The following is an 18,564-nucleotide window of genomic DNA, read 5'->3' as shown; positions in this document are numbered from 1 at the left end:
GACTCGTCGTGGAGTCCGCCGCCGTGCTGGTACGCACCACTCTTGACTCCCTCGGAGTTCAAGGCGGAGTGGGAGGACTACCTCAACTCGCCGCTGCACTCCGGCAAGGGCGAGGCCGTGCAGATGCACGAGGAGCGGTACGGGCCGGACAGCGAGTACGAGGACCACAACCTGGCCAAGGAGGGCGAGGGCATGTGGTGGAGGAGCGTGATCAACGAGGAGTCCACAGACTACGACGCGGCGCTCTCCTGCACTGAGCCGACGTTCTGGGTGGACTTCGACGACAGCCCGCCGGACCTCCCGGGCGTTCCCACGCCCGACGTGCTCGCCGAGTTGGCCTACGAGCGGATCACCGTGCCGGACACCGAGGTCGAGCTGGACCCGGAGGGCGAGCAGGTGGTGAACCTGCCCACCTGGGTCTGGTTGGAGGGCGCGCGGTTCGAGCCCGTCGAGGTCACGGCGCGGATCGACGGCTACGACGTGTGGGCGACCACCCGGGCCGAGCCGGTCTCGCTGACCATTAGCGCCGGCACCGAGGACGCCGAACTGCATCCGGTGTCCGGCGAGTGCGCGATCAACGACGACGGCACCATCGGCGAGCCGTACACGGAGGGCCGGGCGGACGAGACGCCGCCCTGCGGGCTCACCTACCTCCGCGCCACCCACGCCACCGACGCGTACGAGCTGACCGCGAGCCTCACCTGGGAGGTGAGTTGGGAGGGCTCCGGCGGCACCGGCGGGGACCTGCCCGACGGCGTGTTCGAGACGACGCAGGAGATCACGGTCGACGAGGTCCAGGCGATCGTCCGCTGAGCGGACCGGACACGGAGGGACGGCATCCCATGGCATCGATCAGCAGACGACGCGCGCTGGCACTCGGAGGAGGATCGCTTCTGGGGACCGCCGGGGCGCTGGCCGCCGCCCGTGGCGCCGGCGCGGCCACCGACTGGACGGATCTCGTGGTCGTCACCGCCAACATCGGGCGCGAGAACCTGGGGCAGCGGGAACGGGCCATCCGCGACGTCCGCCACGGGGTGACGATCGGCGGCCAGACGGCCCAGCCGCTCGTGGGCTGGCAGGAGATCGGCGAGGGGGACGACGACGGTCAGGAGCCGCGCTGGATCAACGAGCATTTCGGCAGCAACTTCCGCAACGTCTACGAATACGACGACTCGGCGCATCGCGTGCCCATGTCGATACCCCGGGCCTACGACATCGTCGACCGCAGGGTCACCGTCGTCCACGGTGGCATGGCCGGCGTGTCGCCGCACCGCGTGATCACCCAGGCCGTGCTGGCCCGAGCCGACGACCCGCAGTTGAGGTTCGTGTTCGCCAACACCCACTATGTCGCGGGGGCGTGGAACGGGCAGACCGATCCGCACGAGGACTGGCGCAAGGACAGGTGGCAGGAGCACTTCAGGTCGCACCGTGACGACGTGCTCGGGCACTGGCGCTCGCGCGGCTACCCGGTGATCTGGACCGGCGACGTGAACCGCAGCCCGATGCCGCTGCTGCTGCCCAACCACGAGAAGCGCGCGTTCGCCAACGGGATCGACCAGATCGGCTGGGTGCCCGGCAGCAACGGCACCGAGCTGCGGCTGCGGGACACCCGGGTCGTGCCGATGCACGTCGACGGCCACGACGCGCGGGTCGCCGTCCTGCAGGTCCGGCGCGCCTGACGCGGGTCGTGCACCGCGCCCGGAGTCGGGCGCGGTGCCCGTCCGGTCAGGAGCGGGGGGTCACCTTGGCGAGGCCGTTGATGACGCGGTCGGCGGCGTCGCCGCTGTTGGGGTCGGTGAGGTTCGCCAGGAGCTTCAGCAGGAAGCGCATCAGCACCGGGTGGCTCAGGCCGCGTTCGGCGGCGATCCGCATCACCCGGGGGTTGCCGATGAGGCGGACGAACGCGCGGCCCAGGGTGTAGTAGCCGCCGTAGGTGTCCCGCAGGGTCTTGGCGTAGCCGCGCAGCGCCAGCTCCCGCTGGACCGGGCTCTGCCGGGCCATGGCCTGGCCGATGACCTCGGCGGCGAGCCGCCCCGACTCCATGGCGTACGCGATGCCCTCGCCGTTGAACGGGTTGACCAGCCCGCCCGCGTCACCGATCAGCAGCAGCCCGCGGGCGTAGTGCGGCTTGCGGTTGAACGCCATCGGCAGCGCCGCGCCGCGGATCGGGCCCGTCATGTTGTCCGGAGTGAAGCCCCACTCCTCGGGCATGCCCGCGCACCAGGTGCGCAGCACCTCGCGCCAGTCCAGGTCGCGGAAGGCCGGCGAGCTGTTGAGCACGCCCAGGCCGACGTTGGAGGTGCCGTCGCCCATGCCGAACACCCAGCCGTAGCCGGGCAGCAGGCGCTCCTGCCCGCCGCGCCGGTCCCACAGCTCCAGCCAGGACTCCAGGTAGTCGTCGTCGTGCCGCGGCGTCGTGAAGTACGTGCGGACGGCCACGCCCATCGGGCGCTTGGCGTCCCGGTGCAGGCCCATGGCCAGCGAGAGCCGCGAGGAGTTCCCGTCGGCGGCGACGACCACGGGGGCGCGGAAGGTGACCGGGCGCTTCTCCACGCCCAACTTGGCCGCCACGCCCACGATCCGGCCACCGCCCTCGCCGCCGCGCTCCTCGCGCACCGGCCCGGTGACGTTGCACAGCTCGTGCAGCCGGGCGCCGGCCTTCTCGGCCTGCCGGGCGAGCTGCTCGTCGAAGTCGTCGCGGTTGCGGACCAGGCCGTAGTCCGGATACGAGGCCAGCTGCGGCCAGTCGAGCTCCAGGCGCTGGCCGCCGCTGATGATCCGCAGGCCCTTGTTCCGCAGCCAGCCGGCCTCCTCGGACACGTCGATGCCCATGGCCACCAACTGCTTGACGGCGCGCGGGGTGAGGCCGTCGCCGCACACCTTCTCGCGGGGGAAGCTGCTCTTCTCCAGCAGCAGGACGTCAAGCCCGGACTGGGCGAGGTGGTACGCGGCCGTGGACCCGGCCGGCCCGGCGCCGACGACGATGACGTCTGCGGTGTGTTCGGACGCGGTGGTCTCGGCCATCGGCTGGGCGTTGTCGGCCACGTTCTCGGCCCCGTTCTCGGCCACGGTCGGCTCTCCCATCAGTGTGGTCCACGGTCCACGGCGGTCCGCCGAGTCTACGGGGCGCGTCGGCCGGTGGCCTTGGCGCCTCGGTGCAGCGCGACGATGCCGCCGGACAGGTTGCGCCAGCCCACGCGGCGCCAGCCCACGCGCAACATCCGGGCGGCCAGGCCCGGCTGGTTCGGCCAGGCGCGGATGGACTCGGCGAGGTAGACGTACGCGTCCGGGCTGCTGGACACCCGCCGGGCGACCGGCGGCAGGGCGCGCATCAGGTACTCGGTGTAGACGGTGCGGAACGGCGCCCAGGTGGGGTGGCTGAACTCACACACCACCAGCCGCCCGCCGGGCCGGGTGACGCGGAGCATCTCGCGCAGCGCGGCGTCGGTGTCCTGAACGTTCCGCAGGCCGAAGGAGATGGTCACCGCGTCGAAGCTGCCGTCGGCGAACGGCAGCCGGGTGGCGTCGCCGGCCGTGAACGGCAGCCAGGGCACCCGGCGTTTGCCCTCGGCCAGCATGCCGAGGCTGAAGTCGCAGGGGACCGTGAAGGCACCGGCGGCGGCGAAGGGCTCGGCGGACGTCCCGGTGCCGGCGGCCAGGTCCAGCACCCGCTCCCCCGGCCGGGCGGCCACGGCGCGGGCCACGGCCTTGCGCCAGCGCCGGTTCTGGCCGAGGGCCAGCACGTCGTTGGTGAGGTCGTACCGCGCGGCGACGGAGTCGAACATCGCGCGGACCTCGCTGGGCTGCTTCGCCAAACTCGCTCGGGTCACGCGCCTCATTCTCGCGGATGGTCCGACACGGCAATACGCCGCCGTCCCGCTGCTCCGTTCGGATGACTTGGCGGACGCAGATGGCGTCGCTCCGTGGGTGAGGAACTACGGTGCGTGTCATGCGCCATCTCTACCGCACTGCACTGACAACCGCCTCCGTGACCGTCGCAGCCGCCGGCGCGGTCCTCGCCTCGGCCGGCGGCGCCTCGGCTGAGGTGCTGCCGAGCGACCTCGGCGCGAGCTCGGTGCCGGTGTTGTCCGACGTGGTCTCGGGCACCTTCGGCACGCTTTCGGGCGCCACCACCTCGGCCCTCGGCCCGGCCCTCGACCTGCCGCTCAACCCCCTGTCCAACTCCAGCACCGACCCGTTGAACAACTCCGCGAACACCCAGATCGCGGACTTCCAGCCGCTCAGCACGGAGCTGCTGACCGGCCCGCTGGCGGACGGCGCCTCGGCGGACGACCTCCCGGCCGACCTGCTCGGCGGGCTCCTCGGTTTCCTCGCCCCCTCCGGCACCCCTTCCGGCTCCTAAGTCCCGCCCACTTCCTCGCGATCCGGCCCGGGCCCCGGGCTGCGTTCCTGGGCTGCGTCGGCTGCGTACCGGGTCGGGCGCGGGGACCGAGGGGCGGCCGTCACTCCTCGCGTTCCGCCTCCAGGGTCGCGAGGCCTTCCTCCTGCGCGCTCACCGCCGCCTCGTGGATCTCCGCGACCAGGGCCCGCGCCTCGTCCTCGTCCAGCCCGCCCTCGGCCAGCTCCAGCAGTCTGGTCGTCCACAGCTCGATCGAATCCCGCACATCCGTCATGCCCCCATTGCACCGCTGTTTCCCCCGGCCGGCGACTCCAGCCCGCGGCCCGTCCGACGCGTCGGACGCGTCCGGCCCGTGCGGTCCGGTCGGCCGGTCGGCTCCGGCAGGGCGGGCTCGGGCAGGGTGCGGATGACGAGCCAGGCCAGCGCCGGCATGACGACCAGCGGGGCCAGGGCGAGGCGCAGCGACGTGGCGTCGGCGAGGACGCCGATCGCGGGGCTGGCGAGGCCGCCGACGCTGACCGTCAGGCCGAGGGTGATCCCGCTGGCGGTGCCGACGCGGGACGGCAGATAGTCCTGGCCCAGGGTGACCTGGAGCGAGAACGGCACGTAGAGGCCGGCGGAGGTCAGCGCCACGAAGACGTAGATCGCCGGGCCGGGGACGAACACGGTGCCGGCGACGGCGGCGACGGCCACCAGATAGGAGCCGCGCACCACGGTGACCCGCCGCCAGCGGTTGGCCAGGGCGCCGCCCAGGACGGTGCCGACCGCGCCGCCGGCGTAGAACACGAACAGCGCGGCCGAGCCCGCCGCCGTGCCGCCGCCCGTGCGCTGCTCGGCGTAGACGGCGACGAACGTGCTCAGGCCGACGAACGTGACGGAGCGGCAGACCACCGCCAGCGACAGCCGCACGAACGAGCGGACGTCGTCGACCGCGACGCCGGTGTCGGTGCCGGCGGCCGTGCCCCCGTCGGCGCCGGTGCCCGGCCGTGGGCCGCCGGGCATCGCGTGCAGGGCGCGCAGCGCCGCCAGGCACAGCACGCCGCCGGCGAGCGCCGGCACCACCAGCAGCGGCGAGAGGCGCAGCCCGCCCGCGCCGACCACGGCGGCCACCAGCAGGGGCGCGGCGGCGAAGCCGAGGTTGCCGCCGAGGGAGAACCAGCCCATCCCGGTGTGGCTGCCCCGGCTGGCGAGGCGCGCGACCCGGGCGGACTCGGGGTGGTAGGCGGCGACGCCGAGGCCGGACAGGGCCACCAGGACGAGCGTCAACGCGTACGACTCGCCGAGGCCGCACAGCGCGATGCCCAGCCCGCCGCACACCGTGCTCACGGGCAGCAGCCAGGGCAGCGCCCGGCGGTCGGTGAGCGCGCCGAACAGCGGCTGCGCCACCGAGGACAGCAGGGAGGCGGCGAGCACGATGCCCGAGGCCGTCGCGTAGCCGTACGCGCGCTCGGCGACGAAGAAGGGGATGAGCGCGGCCACGGCACCCTGGTAGACGTCCACGCAGCCGTGGCCGACGGCCAGCAGGACGATCGGTCGGTTCCGTCGCATCTGGTCATGTTCACCGCCGGGCACGTTGTCGCGCTTCCGATAAACTGCCACGTGATGACGGATATCCGCCACGAGCCGGTGGCGCCGACCCGCGCCCAGTGGCTGGCGCCGGGAGCGGCCATCGACGCGCACCGGCACGACGACCACCAGCTCGTCTACGCCGCCCGCGGGGTACTGGCCATCACCACGGACGCCGGGTCGTGGATCGCCCCGGCCACCCGCGCCATCTGGGTCCCGGCCGGCACGGTGCACGCGCACCAGACCCACGACGGGCTCGAACTGCACCTGGTCGGCCTGCCCGCGGCCGACGACCCGACCGGCGGCGACGGACCGGCGGTGCTGGCCGTCGACCCGCTGCTGCGGGAGCTGATCCTCGCCTACACCCGCGCCCCGCACGACGAGAGCCCGGAACGGGGACGGCTGCGGGCGGTGCTGCTCGACCAGCTGCGGGCCGCGCCCCGGCTGCCGGCGCTGCACCTGCCCACGCCCACCGCTCCGCGGCTCCGCGCGGTCTGCGAGGCGCTGCTCGCCGATCCGGCCGACAACCGCACCCTGGCCGCCCTGGGCCGGCAGGTCGGGGCGAGCGAACGCACCCTGTCCCGGCTCTTCCGGGCCGACCTGGGCCTGACGTTCCCGCAGTGGCGCACCCAACTGCGTCTCTCCCACGCCCTGGTGCTGCTGGCCGAGGGCACCCCCGTGACCACGGTGGCCCACCGCTGCGGCTGGTCCTCGGCCAGCGCCTTCATCGACACCTTCCGCCGCACCTTCGGCCACACCCCGGGCACCCACCGGGGGTGATGCCCCGCCCGGCGGGCCGAGCCCGGCCGGTCAGCCGGGCGTGGCGTGGAGTTCGAGGAGTTCGGGGGCCTGGATGTGGATGGTGTGGGTGTGGCGGTCAGTGGTGATGAGGCCGGTGTGGCGGAGGTGGGCGAGGGTGCGGCTGACGGTGACCCTGGTGATGCCCAGCAGGTCGGCCAGGGATTGCTGGGTGCCGCCGGGGAGCGGGATGGTGGTGCTCGCCGTGGCCGTGGCCTGGTCGAGCAGCCAGGCCGCGATCCGGGCCGCCGCGGGGAGCGTGGCGGCCGCCGCGAAACGGTCCTGGCCGCGCCGGGCGGCCGTGGCCAGTACGCGGAGCACGTGGCCGCGGACGGCCGGGGCGTCGTCCACCAGCGCCAGGAAACGGTCGCGCGGCAACGCGCGGACGGTGCACGGGACGAGCGCGGTGAGGCTGGCGGTGTGGCCGCCGCCGTCGATCACGGCGACCTTGTCGAGCGCGCACGGCGCGGCCCACTCGCCGTGCCGGACGGCGCGGCCGGTGGCGGTGGTGGTGGCGGCCGCGATCCGGCCGTCGAGGAGGATCAGCAGGTGGGTGGCGGGATCGCCGGCGTGCCGGAGGGTCTGCCCGGCGGGGAGACGGCGCGGCGACGCGGCCGCCCAGAGGGCGCGGAGCCGGTCCTCCGGCACGCCGGCCAGCAGCGGCACGGCGCGCAGCGCGGACCAGGGCCCGTCCCCGGGCTCGGCGGTCGGGGCGGCGGATGTATCACGTGATACGGACGGGCTCACGCACCCGACCGTAGTCTCCGGCGCATGTTGATCGTGGAACTGACCTTCGCACCCGACCCCTCGCCGGCCCGGCTGGCCGCCCGCCCCGCGCACCGGGAGGTGCTGGCCCGGCTGCACGCCGAGGGCCGGCTGGTGGCGGCCGGGCCCTGGGCGGACGACACCGGCGCGCTGCTGGTCTTCGACGCGGACCGGCCCGCGCTGGACCGGATCATGGAAGCGGATCCCTACTACCGCACGCCGGGCGTGACGGTGGCGGGGGTGCGCGAATGGACCCCCGTGGTCGGCCCCGAGCCTCCGCGCGCGGGCTCGACGCCGTAGACGCTGCCGCGGCCCCGTTGGGATACTCGCCGCCAGCTAACTCTCATCTTCAGTGGGGGGACCGGTGAGCGAGCGATCGCAACGGGGCGGCGGGTCAGGGTGCCTGTGGTTCCTCGCCGGCGCCCTGGCCTTCGGCTTCCTCCTCTCCCAGACGGCGAACGACGCGACGGGCTCCGGCGGCTCGACCGGTCCGCAGTCCCAGAGCACCGCCAGCCCGACCGCACCCGACGCGACGGCGCAGGCGCTGCTGAGCGTCGGCACCGGCAGCTGCCTGCGCAACTACTACGGCGGCTTCGGCTGGGGCGACCAACTGCCCGAGGTCACCGACTGCGAGCGGGTCGACGCGTTCTACACCGTGACGGACGGGGGCATCGCGCCGCGCTGCGCCTCGGACGGGAGCAGCACCGAGTGGTCGCACTACAGCGACTACCACCGGGACCACGTCGCGCTGTGCCTGAGCCGGCGGTACCGCGCGGAACAGTGCTTCCCCGGGCAGCCGGACGGTTCCGGCGAGGTGGTGTCGGCCCGGCTGGACACGGTCTGGCCGTGCGACACCGACGACGTGCCCGAGGAGGGCGACCAGATCCTGCGGATCACCGGGTACTACTCCTCGCCCGCGGATCCGGACGACCGCGTCTGCACCGGTGACCCGGCCGACACCACGTACTACTACGTGTGGGGCGTGCACGGCGGCGAGGAGTTCATCTGCGCCGTCATCACGGACTAGCCAGCACGTCGAATCGGCGTCGAATTGATCCCGTCCGGGGGTGTTCTGCGGCGAATTATTTCCGTTGCCCCGGTCCATAACGCTGCGGTAAAGCTCGCTCCACCACTCCTTGACACCCACCGCTCGGGCGACAACATTTTCGCTCACGTTGGAACAAGGAGGTGCGTGCGTGGCGACCATACCTGCCGCCCGGGACGTCGGTGGCGTCCGAAAACCCCGAAGCGTGCCCAACGAGGCCCGCGAGGCGCCCAGCTGGCGCAAACGAGAGGCCAGGGTCGCCTTCGTCTTCCTCGCCCCCGCCGCGCTCGGCTTCCTCGTGTTCTTCGCCTGGCCGATGGTGCGTGGCATCTACCTGAGCTTCACCGACTACGACCTGCTCACCGCCCCGGAGTTCACGGGGCTCGACAACTACGACCGGCTGCTCGCCGACGACGTCTTCTGGAACTCCCTCTGGGTGACGCTCCAGTACGTGCTGATCAACATCGGCGTGCAGACCGTCGTGGCGCTACTGCTGGCCGTGCTGATCCACCGGCTCACCCGCTCCGTCGTGATCCGCGGCATCATCCTGCTGCCGTACCTGGTGTCCAACGTGGTGGTGGCGCTGCTGTGGTACTGGATGGCCGACTTCAACCTCGGCATCCTCAACGAGATGCTCGGCTGGGTCGGCGTCGACCCACAGGGCTTCTTCGGCGACCCGGACATGGCGATCCCGACCATCGCGCTGGTCAACGTCTGGCGGCACATGGGCTACACCGCGCTGTTGATCTTCGCCGGGCTCACGATGATCAACCGGGACGTCTACGAGGCGGCCGCGGTGGACGGCGCCAGCGAGGTCCGCATCTTCTTCCGCATCACGCTGCCGCTGCTGCGGCCGGTGCTCGCGATGGTGCTGATCATCACCGTGATCGGCTCCTGGCAGATCTTCGACACCGTCGCGGTGGCCACCCAGGGCGGCCCGGTGGATGCCACCCGCGTCGTCCAGTACTACATCTACGACCAGGCGTTCACCCGCTTCGACATGGGCTACGCGTCGGCGATCGCGGTCGTGCTCTTCCTCATCCTCGCCGGGGTGGCGTTCGCACAGCTCAAGCTGATGCGCGCCGGTGAGTCGGACCAGGCGTGACGGAGGCGAAGCCATGACCACCGTGATACCGAAGCCCACCGCGGCGCCCGAGCCGGTGCCCGCCCGGGCCCGACCCGTCGGGCCGACCCGCCGCGGGTTCCGCCCCGGCCGGGTGCTCGCCTGGGTGGCGCTCTTCCTGATCATCGTCGTCACCGTGGCGCCGTTCCTGTGGATGCTGCGCACCGCCCTGTCCAACAACCGGTCGCTCTTCACCGACCCCCACTCGGCGCTGCCCGCGGACTTCACCTGGGGGCCGCTGGAGCGCGTGCTGGGCACCGCCACCACCGAGGAGGCGCTCGCCGAGGGCGGGGCCGGCGCCTCGTTGGCCTTCTGGACCTACCTGCGCAACTCGCTGATCGTCTCCACGGTCATCACCCTTGGGCAGGTCTTCTTCTGCGCGATGGCGGCCTACGCCTTCGCCCGGCTGCGCTGGCCCGGCCGCGACAAGGTGTTCTTCCTCTTCATCAGCGCCCTGATGATCCCGCCGGTGTTCACGCTGCTGCCGAACTTCGAGCTGATCAAGAACCTCGGTCTGCTCAACACCTTCCCGGCCATCGTGGCGCCGTACTTCTTCATGACGCCGTTCGCGGTGTTCTTCCTGCGGCAGTTCTTCCTCGGCATCAGCCGGGACATGGAGGAGGCCGCGATGATCGACGGGGCGGGCTATTTCCGGATCTTCTTCCGGATCATCCTGCCGTCCAGCGCCGGACCGCTGATCACGCTGGGAATCCTGACCTTCATCAACGCGTGGAACGAGTTCTTCTGGCCGCAGCTCGTCGGCCAGGAGGAGCAGGTGCGGGTGCTCACCGTGGCGCTGAACGCGTTCCGCGGCTCCACCCCGGCGACCGGCCCCGACTGGGCCGGGCTGATGGCCGCGAGCCTGATCGCCGCCATCCCCACCCTGCTGCTCTTCATGGTCTTCGCGCGCAGGATCGTCGACTCCATCCAGTTCACCGGCGGAAAGTGAGGGCTGAGCCGTGGGAATGCGCACCAAACGCCTCCGGGTGGTCGCCGCCGGCGCGGCGGTGGCCGGCCTGACGCTGGCCGGCTGCGGGGAGGTCACCGGCGCGGGCGGTCCGACCACGATCACCTACGCGCTGTGGGACACCAACCAGCTTCCGGCGTACCAGGAATGCGCGGAGGACTTCGAGCGGGCGAATCCGGACATCGACATCCGCTTCGACCAGCGGGGTTGGGACTTCTACTGGTCGACGCTGGCGTTGGGCATGGTCTCGGAGTCCGCGCCGGACGTCTTCACCGACCACCTGACGCGTTTCCCCGACTGGGTGACGCGGGAGCAGATCCTGCCGCTGGACGAGTACATCGAACGCGACAACGTCGACCTGAGCGTCTACCAGGACGGCCTGGCCGACCTGTGGATGGGCCCGGACGGCAAACGCTACGGCCTGCCCAAGGACTTCGACGCCGTGGCGATCTTCTACAACAAGGACATGCTCGCCGAGGCCGGCATCACCGAGGACCAGATGAACAACCTCACCTGGAACCCCGACGACGGCGGCAGCTACGAGGACGTCATCGCCCACCTCACCGTCGACGCCAACGGAGTGCGCGGCGACGAACCCGGCTTCGACAAGAACAACGTCGAGACCTACGGCCTGTGGATGGAGGAGTCCGGCGGCACCAGCCACGGCCAGACCCAGTGGTCGATGTACGCCGCCTCCACCGGCTGGCTGCCCACCGACACCAACCCCTGGGGCACCAGCTACAACTACGGCGACCAGGAGTTCCTGGACACCATCGCCTGGTGGCGCGGCCTGGTCGACAAGGGCTACATGCCCTCCTGGGAGGCCCAGGAGGGCGTGAACTGGGCCGACCAGCTCGCCGCCGGCAACACCGCCATGGCCACCAACGGCTCCTGGATGACCGGCACCGTCTTCGGCACCGACCTCAACGCCGGCATCGCCCCCACCCCCGTCGGCCCCTCGGGCGAGCGGGCCAGCATGTTCAACGGCCTGTCCGACTCCATCTACGCCGGCACCGAACACCCGGAGGAGTCGTGGCGCTGGGTGAAGTACCTGGGGTCGCTGGAGTGCCAGCAGGTGGTGGCCGAGCACCACGTCGTCTTCCCCGCCATCACCGAGGCCGCCGAGGTCGCGGAGCAGGCGTTCGCCGACGAGGGCATCGACGTGTCGCCGTTCATGACGCACGTCGAGAACGACACGACGATGCTCTTCCCGGTCACCGAGCACCCCGCCGACGTCATCACCACCCTCACGGCCGGCATGGAGGCGGTGATGTCGGGACAACGGCCGGTCGACTCCCTGGTCGGCATGAACAGGGAGCTCAACCGGCTGTTCGACTAGCGGATCGGCTGACGGATCGGCTGACGGATCAGCCCGCGTTCGCGTCGAGCAGCTTCAGCTCGGGGTGAGCGGTGCCGCCCTCGATCGCGGTGGACGACAGGTGGGAGACCACCCGCTCGTCCACCGGGTCGTCGGCGGGGTCCTCGTGCACCACCAGGTGCTCGTACGTGGTCGCCCGCTGGGCCGGGACCCGGCCGGCGGCGCGGATCAGGTGGATCAGCTCCAGCAGGTTGGAGCGGTGCTTGGCGCCGGCCGAGGAGACCACGTTCTCCTCCAGCATCACCGAGCCGAGGTCGTCCGCGCCGTAGTGCAGCGACAGCTGGCCCACGTCCTTGCCCGTGGTCAGCCAGGAGCCCTGGATATGGGCGACGTTGTCCAGGAAGAGCCGGGCCACGGCGATGATCCGCAGGTACTCGAAGAGGGTCGCCTGGGTCTGGCCGCGCAGCTTGTTGTTCTGCGGCTGGTAGGTGTAGGGGATGAAGGCGCGGAAGCCGCCGGTGCGGTCCTGCACGTCGCGGATCATCCGCAGGTGCTCGATGCGCTCGGCGTTGGTCTCGCCCGTGCCCATCAGCATCGTCGTGGTGGACTCCACGCCCAGCCGGTGCGCGGTCTCCATGATCGCCAGCCACTCCTCGCCGGACTCCTTCAGCGGGGCGATCGCGGTGCGCGGGCGGGCCGGCAGCAGTTCGGCGCCCGCGCCGGCGAACGAGTCGAGCCCCGCCGCCTTCAGCCGGGAGATCGCCTCCTCGTGGCCGACCCCGGAGATCCGCGCCATGTGCGCCACCTCGGAGGCGCCCAGCGAGTGGATCACCAGCTGCGGGAACTCCCGCTTGATCGCCGCGAAGTGGCTCTCGTAGTACTCGACGCCGTAGTCCGGGTGGTGGCCGCCCTGGAACATGATCTGGGTGCCGCCGAGCGCGACGGTCTCCGCGCAGCGGCGCAGGATGTCGTCCAGGTCCCTGGTCCACACGTCCTCGCTCTTCGGCGCGGCGTAGAACGCGCAGAACTTGCAGGCGGTGACGCAGGCGTTGGTGTAGTTGATGTTCCGCTCGATGATGTAGGTCGCGATGTGCTCGGTGCCGGCGTAGCGGCGGCGCCGGACGGCGTCGGCGGCCCGCCCGAGGGCGTGCATCGGCGCGGAGCGGTAGAGCGCGAGCGCCTCGTCCGCGGTGATCCGCCCCCCGGCGGCGGCGCGGTCCAGCACGGTCTGAAGGTCAGCGCTTCCCAGGCTCTCGGACATGTACGGTCCCTCCGGCACGACGACGACCGAACCAGCGTACGTGGTGCCTGCGGCACGCTGCCCCCGACCGCGCCCGCCCGCGGCGCCTCCGGCGCGGCCCTGCTTGCCGCAGGACCCCGCGCCGCGGGGCCGGTGCACACCACGCGGCCAGGCCATCGCCCGGCCCGGCCCGGCCACACGTGGGCCAAGCGGCGTCACGGGTGCCTGCAAACGCGACGCCCCCGGCGCGGCCCCGCCTGCCGGCAAGGAGTCCCGCGCCACGGGCCAGATCATGGCACGCGCCCGGGCCAGCACCCCGGCCAGGCCCGGACCCGGCGCCTCCGGCGCGGGGACGCTTGCCGCAGGGGCCCGGGCCGGAGGCCTCGTCGCCCCTCGGACGGGCCGACGCCCCGCGCCCCCGGCGCGTGGCGGGCGTAGCCACGCCCCCTGTGCGCGGCGGCGAATCGCCGCGCACAGGGGGCACCAGCCTCACACTGGCCAGCGCGGCGGCCCCGTTCGCCGCGAACCCCGTAGGCGTCCGCGCAGCGGCGCGACTGCCGACACATGCCTCCGGCGCGGCGCGCTCGCCACAGCGTCCCAGGCGGAGGCCTCGTCGCCCGTCGGACGGGCCGGGGTTCTTCCGGATGTCGCGCGGCAAGCGCTCAGCAGGTGGCCGCCGGCTTCAGCCAGCTGCACTCCAGGTCCAGCGTGGCCGGCTCCGTGGCCGGGTCGGCCTCGTGGGTCCTGGTCTGGGCCGGTTCGGACTGGTCGCCGGCCAGGGTGGCGACGATGGCGTCCTGGAGGTCGGTGGGCGCCGCGCCCAGGTGGTCGTTGAACAGGATGCTGAAGACCAGCTCGCGGCCGTCCGCCGCGGTGACGTAGCCGGACAGCCCGCTCGCGCCGGTGAGCGAGCCGGTCTTGGCGTGCGCGTTGCCTGAAGCCGGGGTGTCGCACATCCGGGTGCGGAGCGTGCCCCCGGTCAGCCGGTCCGGCTGGCAGGCGATGGGCAGCGCCTCGTACCAGGCGTCGAACCAGGGCTCGTCCCGCACCTCGACCAGCAGCGTGGCGAGGGATTCGGGGGACACGGTGCTCATCCGGGACAGCCCGGAGCCGTCCACCTGGAGGTAGCTGCCGGCCGTCACGCCCAGCCCGTCCGCGTACGCCTCGACGACGTCGAGCCCGGCGTCCCAGGTGCCGGCGCCGCCGGCCTCGTGGCCCAGGGTCTTCACCAGCGCCTCGGCGTGCATGTTGTTCGACAGCTTGAGGAACGGCACCAGCAGCTCGGCCAGCGTCATCGACTCGTGGCTGGCCAGCACCTCGGCGTCCGCCGGCGTCGCGCGCCCCAGCACCGTGTCGCCGGCGAGCCCGATGCCGTGCGCGGCCAGCGCGTCGGCGAAGACCGCGGCGGCGTAGCCGGTGGGCTCCCAGACCGGGTTCCAGGTCTGGGTGGTGCCGGCGTCGGCGGGCACCTGTCCGCTGATCACGATGGTGTTCGTGCCGTGCTCGCGGGTGATGTTCAGGGTGTTGTCCTCGCCGGCGGCGACGGTGGTGGCCTCGTTGACGAGGGTCACGTAGTCGTTGGCCGGTTGCATGGTCACCTGCGGCTTGTCGCCCTCGGTGGCACCGGGTGAGGTCTCCAGGTAGACGTTCCCTGAGTCGTAGTCGGTGTCGGGCGCCAGGGTCAGCGCGGAGGTCTGGGCCGCGAAGTAGTCCGACTCGCTGTCCCACGCCCAGGCGGTGCCGAGCCGGACGTCGTCGAAGCGGGTGTCGTCCGCGACCAGGTCGCCGCTGACCTCGGTGACGCCCGCGGCGGCCAGGTCCGCGGCGAGCGCGTCGTAGTCCTCGGCGAGCATCGTCGGGTCGCCGCTGCCGCGCAGGTACAGGTCGCCGGCGAGGGTCCCGCCGGTCACCGTCCCGTCGGTGGCGAGGTCGGTGACGTACCGGTAGTCGGCGCCGAGCGTGTCCACGGCCGCGGCCGAGGTGAGCAGCTTGGCGTTGGAGGCGGGCGTCAGCCGGTCCGCGCCCTCGTGGTCGTAGAGCGTCTCGCCGGTCGCGGCGTCCAGCACGACGACGCCGGCGTGGGCGCCGTCCAGGCGTGGGTCGGCGAGTATCTCGTCGATCGAGGCGGCGAGGTCGGCGGTCGCGTCGCCGTCGGCCGCGGCGTTCCAGGCGAGGGTGCCGCCGAGGGTGAGCGCGAGGCCGGCGGCCAGCGGGGCGACGAGTCGGGACCGTGGACGGGAGCGCCTGCGGGGGCGTTGCTGCATGGGGAACGGGCGGAAGCCCTGCCTCCTTCGGGGATGACGGCTGGCACCGCATTGATACCAGCGGTCCGCGACGTCCGACCGGCGAATCGGCGAATCGGCGAACGAGCGTGGGCCGGCCCCGGGTTATGCGGCGCCCTCACCGGAAACGGGTGTGCTCGACAGCGAGGGCGCCGCGTTCTGGGGGGACGCGGGCCAGGAGGTGCCCACGGCAGAACCCTTTCGCGTGCATTGAAATGTTTCTAGAGGTTTGCTTGTGACTGTTTGGTGAAGCCATTCGACCGATAACCGACGATTCCGCACAGGTGGCGGTCTCGTGAAGGTGCTGGTAAGGGACCCCGCACAAGCGTGCCTCCGGCGGCAGAATGCGCGGCAGCCGCCGTCCCAGCACGTCAGCCGCACCGGGAGGGAGGGCCCGTGTCGGACACCCACGTCCAGGCCACCACCGCGTCCCCGTCCGTCGTCCGTCCCCAACTGAGCACCGAGAACGGCCGCGTCACCCAGGCGTACGTTCCGGCCTTCGCGTCTCCCATCGAGGAGGGCAGCCTCGCCGACATCCCGTTCTTCAACGCGCGCCACGCGCCGGACGATGTCGTGCTCAGCCGCAAGGAGCAGGACGGGACCTGGCGGGACGTCAGCTGCGCGGAGTTCGCCTCCGAGGTGCTCTCCGTCGCCAAGGGGCTGATCGCGCACGGGCTGAAACCGGGCGACCGGCTCGCCATCATGTCCCGCACCCGCTACGAGTGGACGCTGCTGGACTTCGCCGCGTGGGCCGCCGGGCTGATCACCGTGCCCATCTACCCCACCTCCTCCAGCCACCAGGTGGCCTGGATCCTCCGCGACGCCGAGGTGCGCGCCTGCGTCGTGGAGCGGGTCGAGGAGGCCAGGACGCTGATCTCGCTGCGGCACGAGCTGCCGGACCTGGAACACCTGTGGCAGCTCACCGCGTTCTCCGGCGGCGAGCGCTCCGCCATCGCCCATATCGCCGCCGCCGGCCGCACCGTCCCCGACTCGGCCGTCGCCGAGCGCCGCGCGCTGCTCGCGCCCTGGCTGGCCGCCACCCTGATCTACACCTCGGGCACCACCGGCGACCCCAAGGGCTGCGTCATCACCCACGGCAACCTCTTCGCCGAGGTCGACAACGCCATCGAACTGCTCTACCCGATCTTCCGCGAGGTGACCGACGAGCCGGCCTCCACCCTGCTCTTCCTGCCGCTGGCCCACGTGCTGGGCCGGATCGTCGCGATCGGCTGCGTCCGCGCCCGGGTCAGGCTGGGCCACGCGCCGAGCATCCGCACCGAGGACCTGCTCGCCGACCTCGCCGGCTTCCAGCCCACGTTCCTCTTCGCCATCCCGTACCTGCTGGAGAAGGTCTACAACACCGGCCGGGCGATGGCCGAGAAGATGGGCCGGGCCAGTTCCTTCGACCGTGCCGCCAGGATCGCCAGGCGCTACGGCGCAGCGGCCGAGGCGGAGCAGCACGGCACGGGCTCAGGGCCGGGACTCGCGCTGCGCGCGACCCGTTCGCTCTACGACGCGCTGGTCTACCGCCGGGTGCGGGCGGCGCTCGGCGGCCGGGTGAAGCAGGTGGTGTGCGGCGGGTCGCCGCTGGGCGGCCGGCTGTCCGCGTTCTACGAGGGCGCCGGCATCGCCGTCTACGAGGGCTACGGCCTCACCGAGACCACCGCGGCCGCCACCATCACCCCGCCGAACGCCCAGCGGATGGGCACCGTCGGCTGGCCGCTGCCCGGGACGGCGGTGCGCATCGCGCCCGACGGCGAGGTGCTGCTGCGCGGCCCCCAGGTGTTCTCCGGCTACTGGGACGGGGAACGCCGCGAGGTGGTGCCCGTCACCGATCCCGAGGGCTGGCTGGCGACCGGCGACCTCGGCTCCCTGGACGAGGACGGCTACCTCACCATCACCGGGCGCAAGAAGGACCTGATCATCACCTCGGGCGGCAAGAACGTCGCGCCCGCCCCGTTGGAGGACTGCCTGCGCGCCCACCCGCTGGTCGGCCAGTGCCTGGTGGTCGGCGACAACCGCCCGTACCTCACCGCTCTGCTCACCCTGGACCCGGACGGCCTCGCGCACTGGCGGCAGGTCAGCGGCCACCTGCACGACCCGCTGGAGCGGCTGGTGCGGGATCCGGAGCTGCTGCGCCACCTCCAGCGCGCGGTCGACGACGCCAACGCCCTGGTGTCCACGCCCGAGTCCATCCGCCGCTTCCTGGTGCTGCCGCGCGACTTCACCATCGACTCGGGCTATCTGACACCCTCTCTCAAACTGCGCCGCACAGCGGTGTTGCACGACTACGCCGACGAGGTGGAACGCCTGTATGCCCGTTGACCGGCCCGCCGACGGATCCCTCGCCGAACGCCTCGCCCACGTCCGCTGGATCGCCGGCGGCACCGGCACGGGCAAGAGCACCGTGACCGCGCTGCTGGCCCGCGACCACGCCGTCACCGTCTACGACGGGGACCGCGGCGAGGCCGGCTACGCGCACCGGGCCACGCCCGAACGCCAGCCGCTGCTGCACGGGCTGGTCACCCGGACGCCCACCGAGAAGTGGCTGGAGCCCACCCCCGAGGAGGTCTTCGCCGCCATGCCCAGCCTGCACGGCGAGACGTTCCCGTTCGTGGTGGAGGACCTGCTCGCGCTGCCGGCCGACCGGCCGGTGCTGGTGGACGACTTCCGTGTCCTCCCCCGCGAGGTCGCGCCGCTGCTGCCGCGCCCGGAGTTCGCCGCCTTCCTGCTGCCGACCTCGGAGTTCCGGCGCCAGGCGCTGGGCCGCCGCTACGCCGATCCGGACCGGGCGCGCGCGAACTGGGGCGACGCCGACCCGGCGGTCATGCTGGAGCGCAGGCTGGCCCGCGACGCCCTGTGGGACGCGGAGGTCAGGCACCAGGCCACGGCGCTCGGGCTGCCCGTCGTCGAGGTGGACGGCCGCATCGGGCCCGAGACCCTGGCGGCCCGGCTGGCCACCGCGTTCGCGCTGCCGGGCCGGGAGCCCGCGGGCTCCTGAGCCCGGCCGACAGGCGCCCGACGACATGCGCCCGACGACATGCGGGAGCCCCCGCCGGTTGGCGAGGGCTCCCTGGTGGCGCAACGACCGAGCGGTGGC

Annotated in this window: 18 protein-coding genes; 11 read left to right on the top strand and 7 right to left on the bottom strand. The window is 72.5% G+C overall.

Features of this window, described 5'->3' with window-relative positions; all coding sequences use genetic code 11:
• Positions 1–42: 42 nt before the first annotated feature.
• Positions 43–813: a hypothetical protein gene (locus ABGB06_RS35715; RefSeq protein WP_347598492.1), complete on the top strand. Its 771-nt coding sequence runs from the start codon at positions 43–45 to the stop codon at positions 811–813.
• 29 nt (positions 814–842) lie between these two features.
• The gene (locus tag ABGB06_RS35710; RefSeq protein WP_347598489.1) at positions 843–1,679 is read left to right on the top strand and encodes a hypothetical protein; all 837 of its coding nucleotides are present in this window, start codon (positions 843–845) and stop codon (positions 1,677–1,679) included.
• A gap of 46 nt (positions 1,680–1,725) precedes the next feature.
• On the opposite strand, the gene ABGB06_RS35705 is transcribed toward ABGB06_RS35710, so the two are convergent.
• Positions 1,726–3,024, bottom strand: a complete 1,299-nt coding sequence (locus ABGB06_RS35705; protein ID WP_347598634.1) for a geranylgeranyl reductase family protein — start codon at positions 3,022–3,024, stop codon at positions 1,726–1,728.
• Positions 3,025–3,119: 95 nt separating this feature from the next.
• Positions 3,120–3,830 carry a demethylmenaquinone methyltransferase gene (locus ABGB06_RS35700; protein WP_347598486.1) on the bottom strand — a complete coding sequence of 237 codons (711 nt, stop codon included), beginning with the start codon at positions 3,828–3,830 and terminating at the stop codon, positions 3,120–3,122.
• Between the two features lie 158 nt (positions 3,831–3,988).
• On the opposite strand from ABGB06_RS35700, the gene ABGB06_RS35695 reads away from it, so the two are divergent.
• Positions 3,989–4,363, top strand: coding sequence for a hypothetical protein (locus tag ABGB06_RS35695; protein WP_347598483.1), 375 nt, complete (start codon positions 3,989–3,991; stop codon positions 4,361–4,363).
• A 100-nt stretch (positions 4,364–4,463) separates the two neighbouring features.
• On the opposite strand, the gene ABGB06_RS35690 is transcribed toward ABGB06_RS35695, so the two are convergent.
• Together ABGB06_RS35690 and ABGB06_RS35685 are read right to left on the bottom strand one after the other, a co-directional pair.
• Complete coding sequence (locus tag ABGB06_RS35690; RefSeq protein ID WP_347598480.1) at positions 4,464–4,634, bottom strand: hypothetical protein; 171 nt, start codon at positions 4,632–4,634, stop codon at positions 4,464–4,466.
• Positions 4,631–5,908 carry an MFS transporter gene (locus ABGB06_RS35685; protein WP_347598477.1) on the bottom strand — a complete coding sequence of 426 codons (1,278 nt, stop codon included), beginning with the start codon at positions 5,906–5,908 and terminating at the stop codon, positions 4,631–4,633. The genes ABGB06_RS35690 and ABGB06_RS35685 overlap by 4 nt, the downstream gene beginning before the upstream one ends.
• A 54-nt stretch (positions 5,909–5,962) precedes the next feature.
• Here ABGB06_RS35685 and ABGB06_RS35680 point away from each other — a divergent pair, with 54 nt between their 5' ends.
• Positions 5,963–6,706, top strand: a complete 744-nt coding sequence (locus ABGB06_RS35680) for a helix-turn-helix transcriptional regulator (protein WP_347598474.1) — start codon at positions 5,963–5,965, stop codon at positions 6,704–6,706.
• 30 nt (positions 6,707–6,736) lie between these two features.
• Here ABGB06_RS35680 and ABGB06_RS35675 read toward each other — a convergent pair whose 3' ends face one another.
• Complete coding sequence (locus tag ABGB06_RS35675; protein WP_347598471.1) at positions 6,737–7,471, bottom strand: Crp/Fnr family transcriptional regulator; 735 nt, start codon at positions 7,469–7,471, stop codon at positions 6,737–6,739.
• Between the two features lie 24 nt (positions 7,472–7,495).
• Between ABGB06_RS35675 and ABGB06_RS35670 the strand changes: the two genes are divergently transcribed.
• From ABGB06_RS35670 to ABGB06_RS35650, 5 genes are all read left to right on the top strand, one after another.
• A complete protein-coding gene (locus ABGB06_RS35670; protein ID WP_347598468.1) occupies positions 7,496–7,789 on the top strand; it encodes a YciI family protein in 294 nt (97 codons plus the stop codon).
• A 64-nt stretch (positions 7,790–7,853) separates the two neighbouring features.
• Positions 7,854–8,516 carry a hypothetical protein gene (locus tag ABGB06_RS35665; protein ID WP_347598465.1) on the top strand — a complete coding sequence of 221 codons (663 nt, stop codon included), beginning with the start codon at positions 7,854–7,856 and terminating at the stop codon, positions 8,514–8,516.
• A 223-nt stretch (positions 8,517–8,739) separates the two neighbouring features.
• Complete coding sequence (locus tag ABGB06_RS35660; RefSeq protein ID WP_347598632.1) at positions 8,740–9,639, top strand: sugar ABC transporter permease; 900 nt, start codon at positions 8,740–8,742, stop codon at positions 9,637–9,639.
• 13 nt (positions 9,640–9,652) lie between these two features.
• On the top strand, positions 9,653–10,606 hold the full coding sequence (locus ABGB06_RS35655; protein ID WP_347598463.1) for a carbohydrate ABC transporter permease: 954 nt from the start codon (positions 9,653–9,655) through the stop codon (positions 10,604–10,606).
• Between the two features lie 16 nt (positions 10,607–10,622).
• Positions 10,623–11,963 carry a sugar ABC transporter substrate-binding protein gene (locus ABGB06_RS35650; RefSeq protein ID WP_347598460.1) on the top strand — a complete coding sequence of 447 codons (1,341 nt, stop codon included), beginning with the start codon at positions 10,623–10,625 and terminating at the stop codon, positions 11,961–11,963.
• A gap of 28 nt (positions 11,964–11,991) precedes the next feature.
• On the opposite strand, the gene mqnC is transcribed toward ABGB06_RS35650, so the two are convergent.
• Both mqnC and dacB read right to left on the bottom strand, forming a co-directional pair.
• Positions 11,992–13,203 (bottom strand): cyclic dehypoxanthinyl futalosine synthase, encoded by a 1,212-nt coding sequence (gene mqnC, locus ABGB06_RS35645; protein ID WP_347598457.1) that lies wholly within the window; start codon positions 13,201–13,203, stop codon positions 11,992–11,994.
• A gap of 641 nt (positions 13,204–13,844) precedes the next feature.
• Positions 13,845–15,446, bottom strand: a complete 1,602-nt coding sequence (gene dacB, locus ABGB06_RS35640) for a D-alanyl-D-alanine carboxypeptidase/D-alanyl-D-alanine-endopeptidase (protein ID WP_347598454.1) — start codon at positions 15,444–15,446, stop codon at positions 13,845–13,847.
• A 414-nt stretch (positions 15,447–15,860) separates the two neighbouring features.
• On the opposite strand from dacB, the gene ABGB06_RS35635 reads away from it, so the two are divergent.
• Together ABGB06_RS35635 and ABGB06_RS35630 are read left to right on the top strand one after the other, a co-directional pair.
• Positions 15,861–17,789 carry an AMP-dependent synthetase/ligase gene (locus ABGB06_RS35635; RefSeq protein ID WP_347598451.1) on the top strand — a complete coding sequence of 643 codons (1,929 nt, stop codon included), beginning with the start codon at positions 15,861–15,863 and terminating at the stop codon, positions 17,787–17,789.
• The gene (locus ABGB06_RS35630) at positions 17,779–18,465 is read left to right on the top strand and encodes a hypothetical protein (protein ID WP_347598448.1); all 687 of its coding nucleotides are present in this window, start codon (positions 17,779–17,781) and stop codon (positions 18,463–18,465) included. The genes ABGB06_RS35635 and ABGB06_RS35630 overlap by 11 nt, the downstream gene beginning before the upstream one ends.
• Positions 18,466–18,564: the final 99 nt, after the last annotated feature.

Origin of the sequence: Streptomyces sp. B6B3 (assembly GCF_039871525.1) — a bacterium.
GTDB lineage: Bacteria > Actinomycetota > Actinomycetes > Streptomycetales > Streptomycetaceae > Streptomyces.
Note: the sequence above shows the minus strand (reverse complement) of the source record. Positions and strands in the feature narration are given on the sequence as shown.

Excerpts from the sequence above, each read along its gene's own strand:
- ABGB06_RS35710 (WP_347598489.1), top strand. The coding sequence starts at position 843 with ATGGCATCGATCAGCAGACGACGCGCGCTGGCACTCGGAGGAGGATCG.
- ABGB06_RS35705 (WP_347598634.1), bottom strand. The coding sequence starts at position 3,024 with ATGGCCGAGACCACCGCGTCCGAACACACCGCAGACGTCATCGTCGTC.
- ABGB06_RS35690 (WP_347598480.1), bottom strand. The coding sequence starts at position 4,634 with ATGACGGATGTGCGGGATTCGATCGAGCTGTGGACGACCAGACTGCTG.
- ABGB06_RS35685 (WP_347598477.1), bottom strand. The coding sequence starts at position 5,908 with ATGCGACGGAACCGACCGATCGTCCTGCTGGCCGTCGGCCACGGCTGC.
- ABGB06_RS35680 (WP_347598474.1), top strand. The coding sequence starts at position 5,963 with ATGACGGATATCCGCCACGAGCCGGTGGCGCCGACCCGCGCCCAGTGG.
- ABGB06_RS35670 (WP_347598468.1), top strand. The coding sequence starts at position 7,496 with ATGTTGATCGTGGAACTGACCTTCGCACCCGACCCCTCGCCGGCCCGG.
- ABGB06_RS35655 (WP_347598463.1), top strand. The coding sequence starts at position 9,653 with ATGACCACCGTGATACCGAAGCCCACCGCGGCGCCCGAGCCGGTGCCC.
- ABGB06_RS35650 (WP_347598460.1), top strand. The coding sequence starts at position 10,623 with ATGCGCACCAAACGCCTCCGGGTGGTCGCCGCCGGCGCGGCGGTGGCC.
- mqnC (WP_347598457.1), bottom strand. The coding sequence starts at position 13,203 with ATGTCCGAGAGCCTGGGAAGCGCTGACCTTCAGACCGTGCTGGACCGC.
- dacB (WP_347598454.1), bottom strand. The coding sequence starts at position 15,446 with ATGCAGCAACGCCCCCGCAGGCGCTCCCGTCCACGGTCCCGACTCGTC.
- ABGB06_RS35630 (WP_347598448.1), top strand. The coding sequence starts at position 17,779 with ATGCCCGTTGACCGGCCCGCCGACGGATCCCTCGCCGAACGCCTCGCC.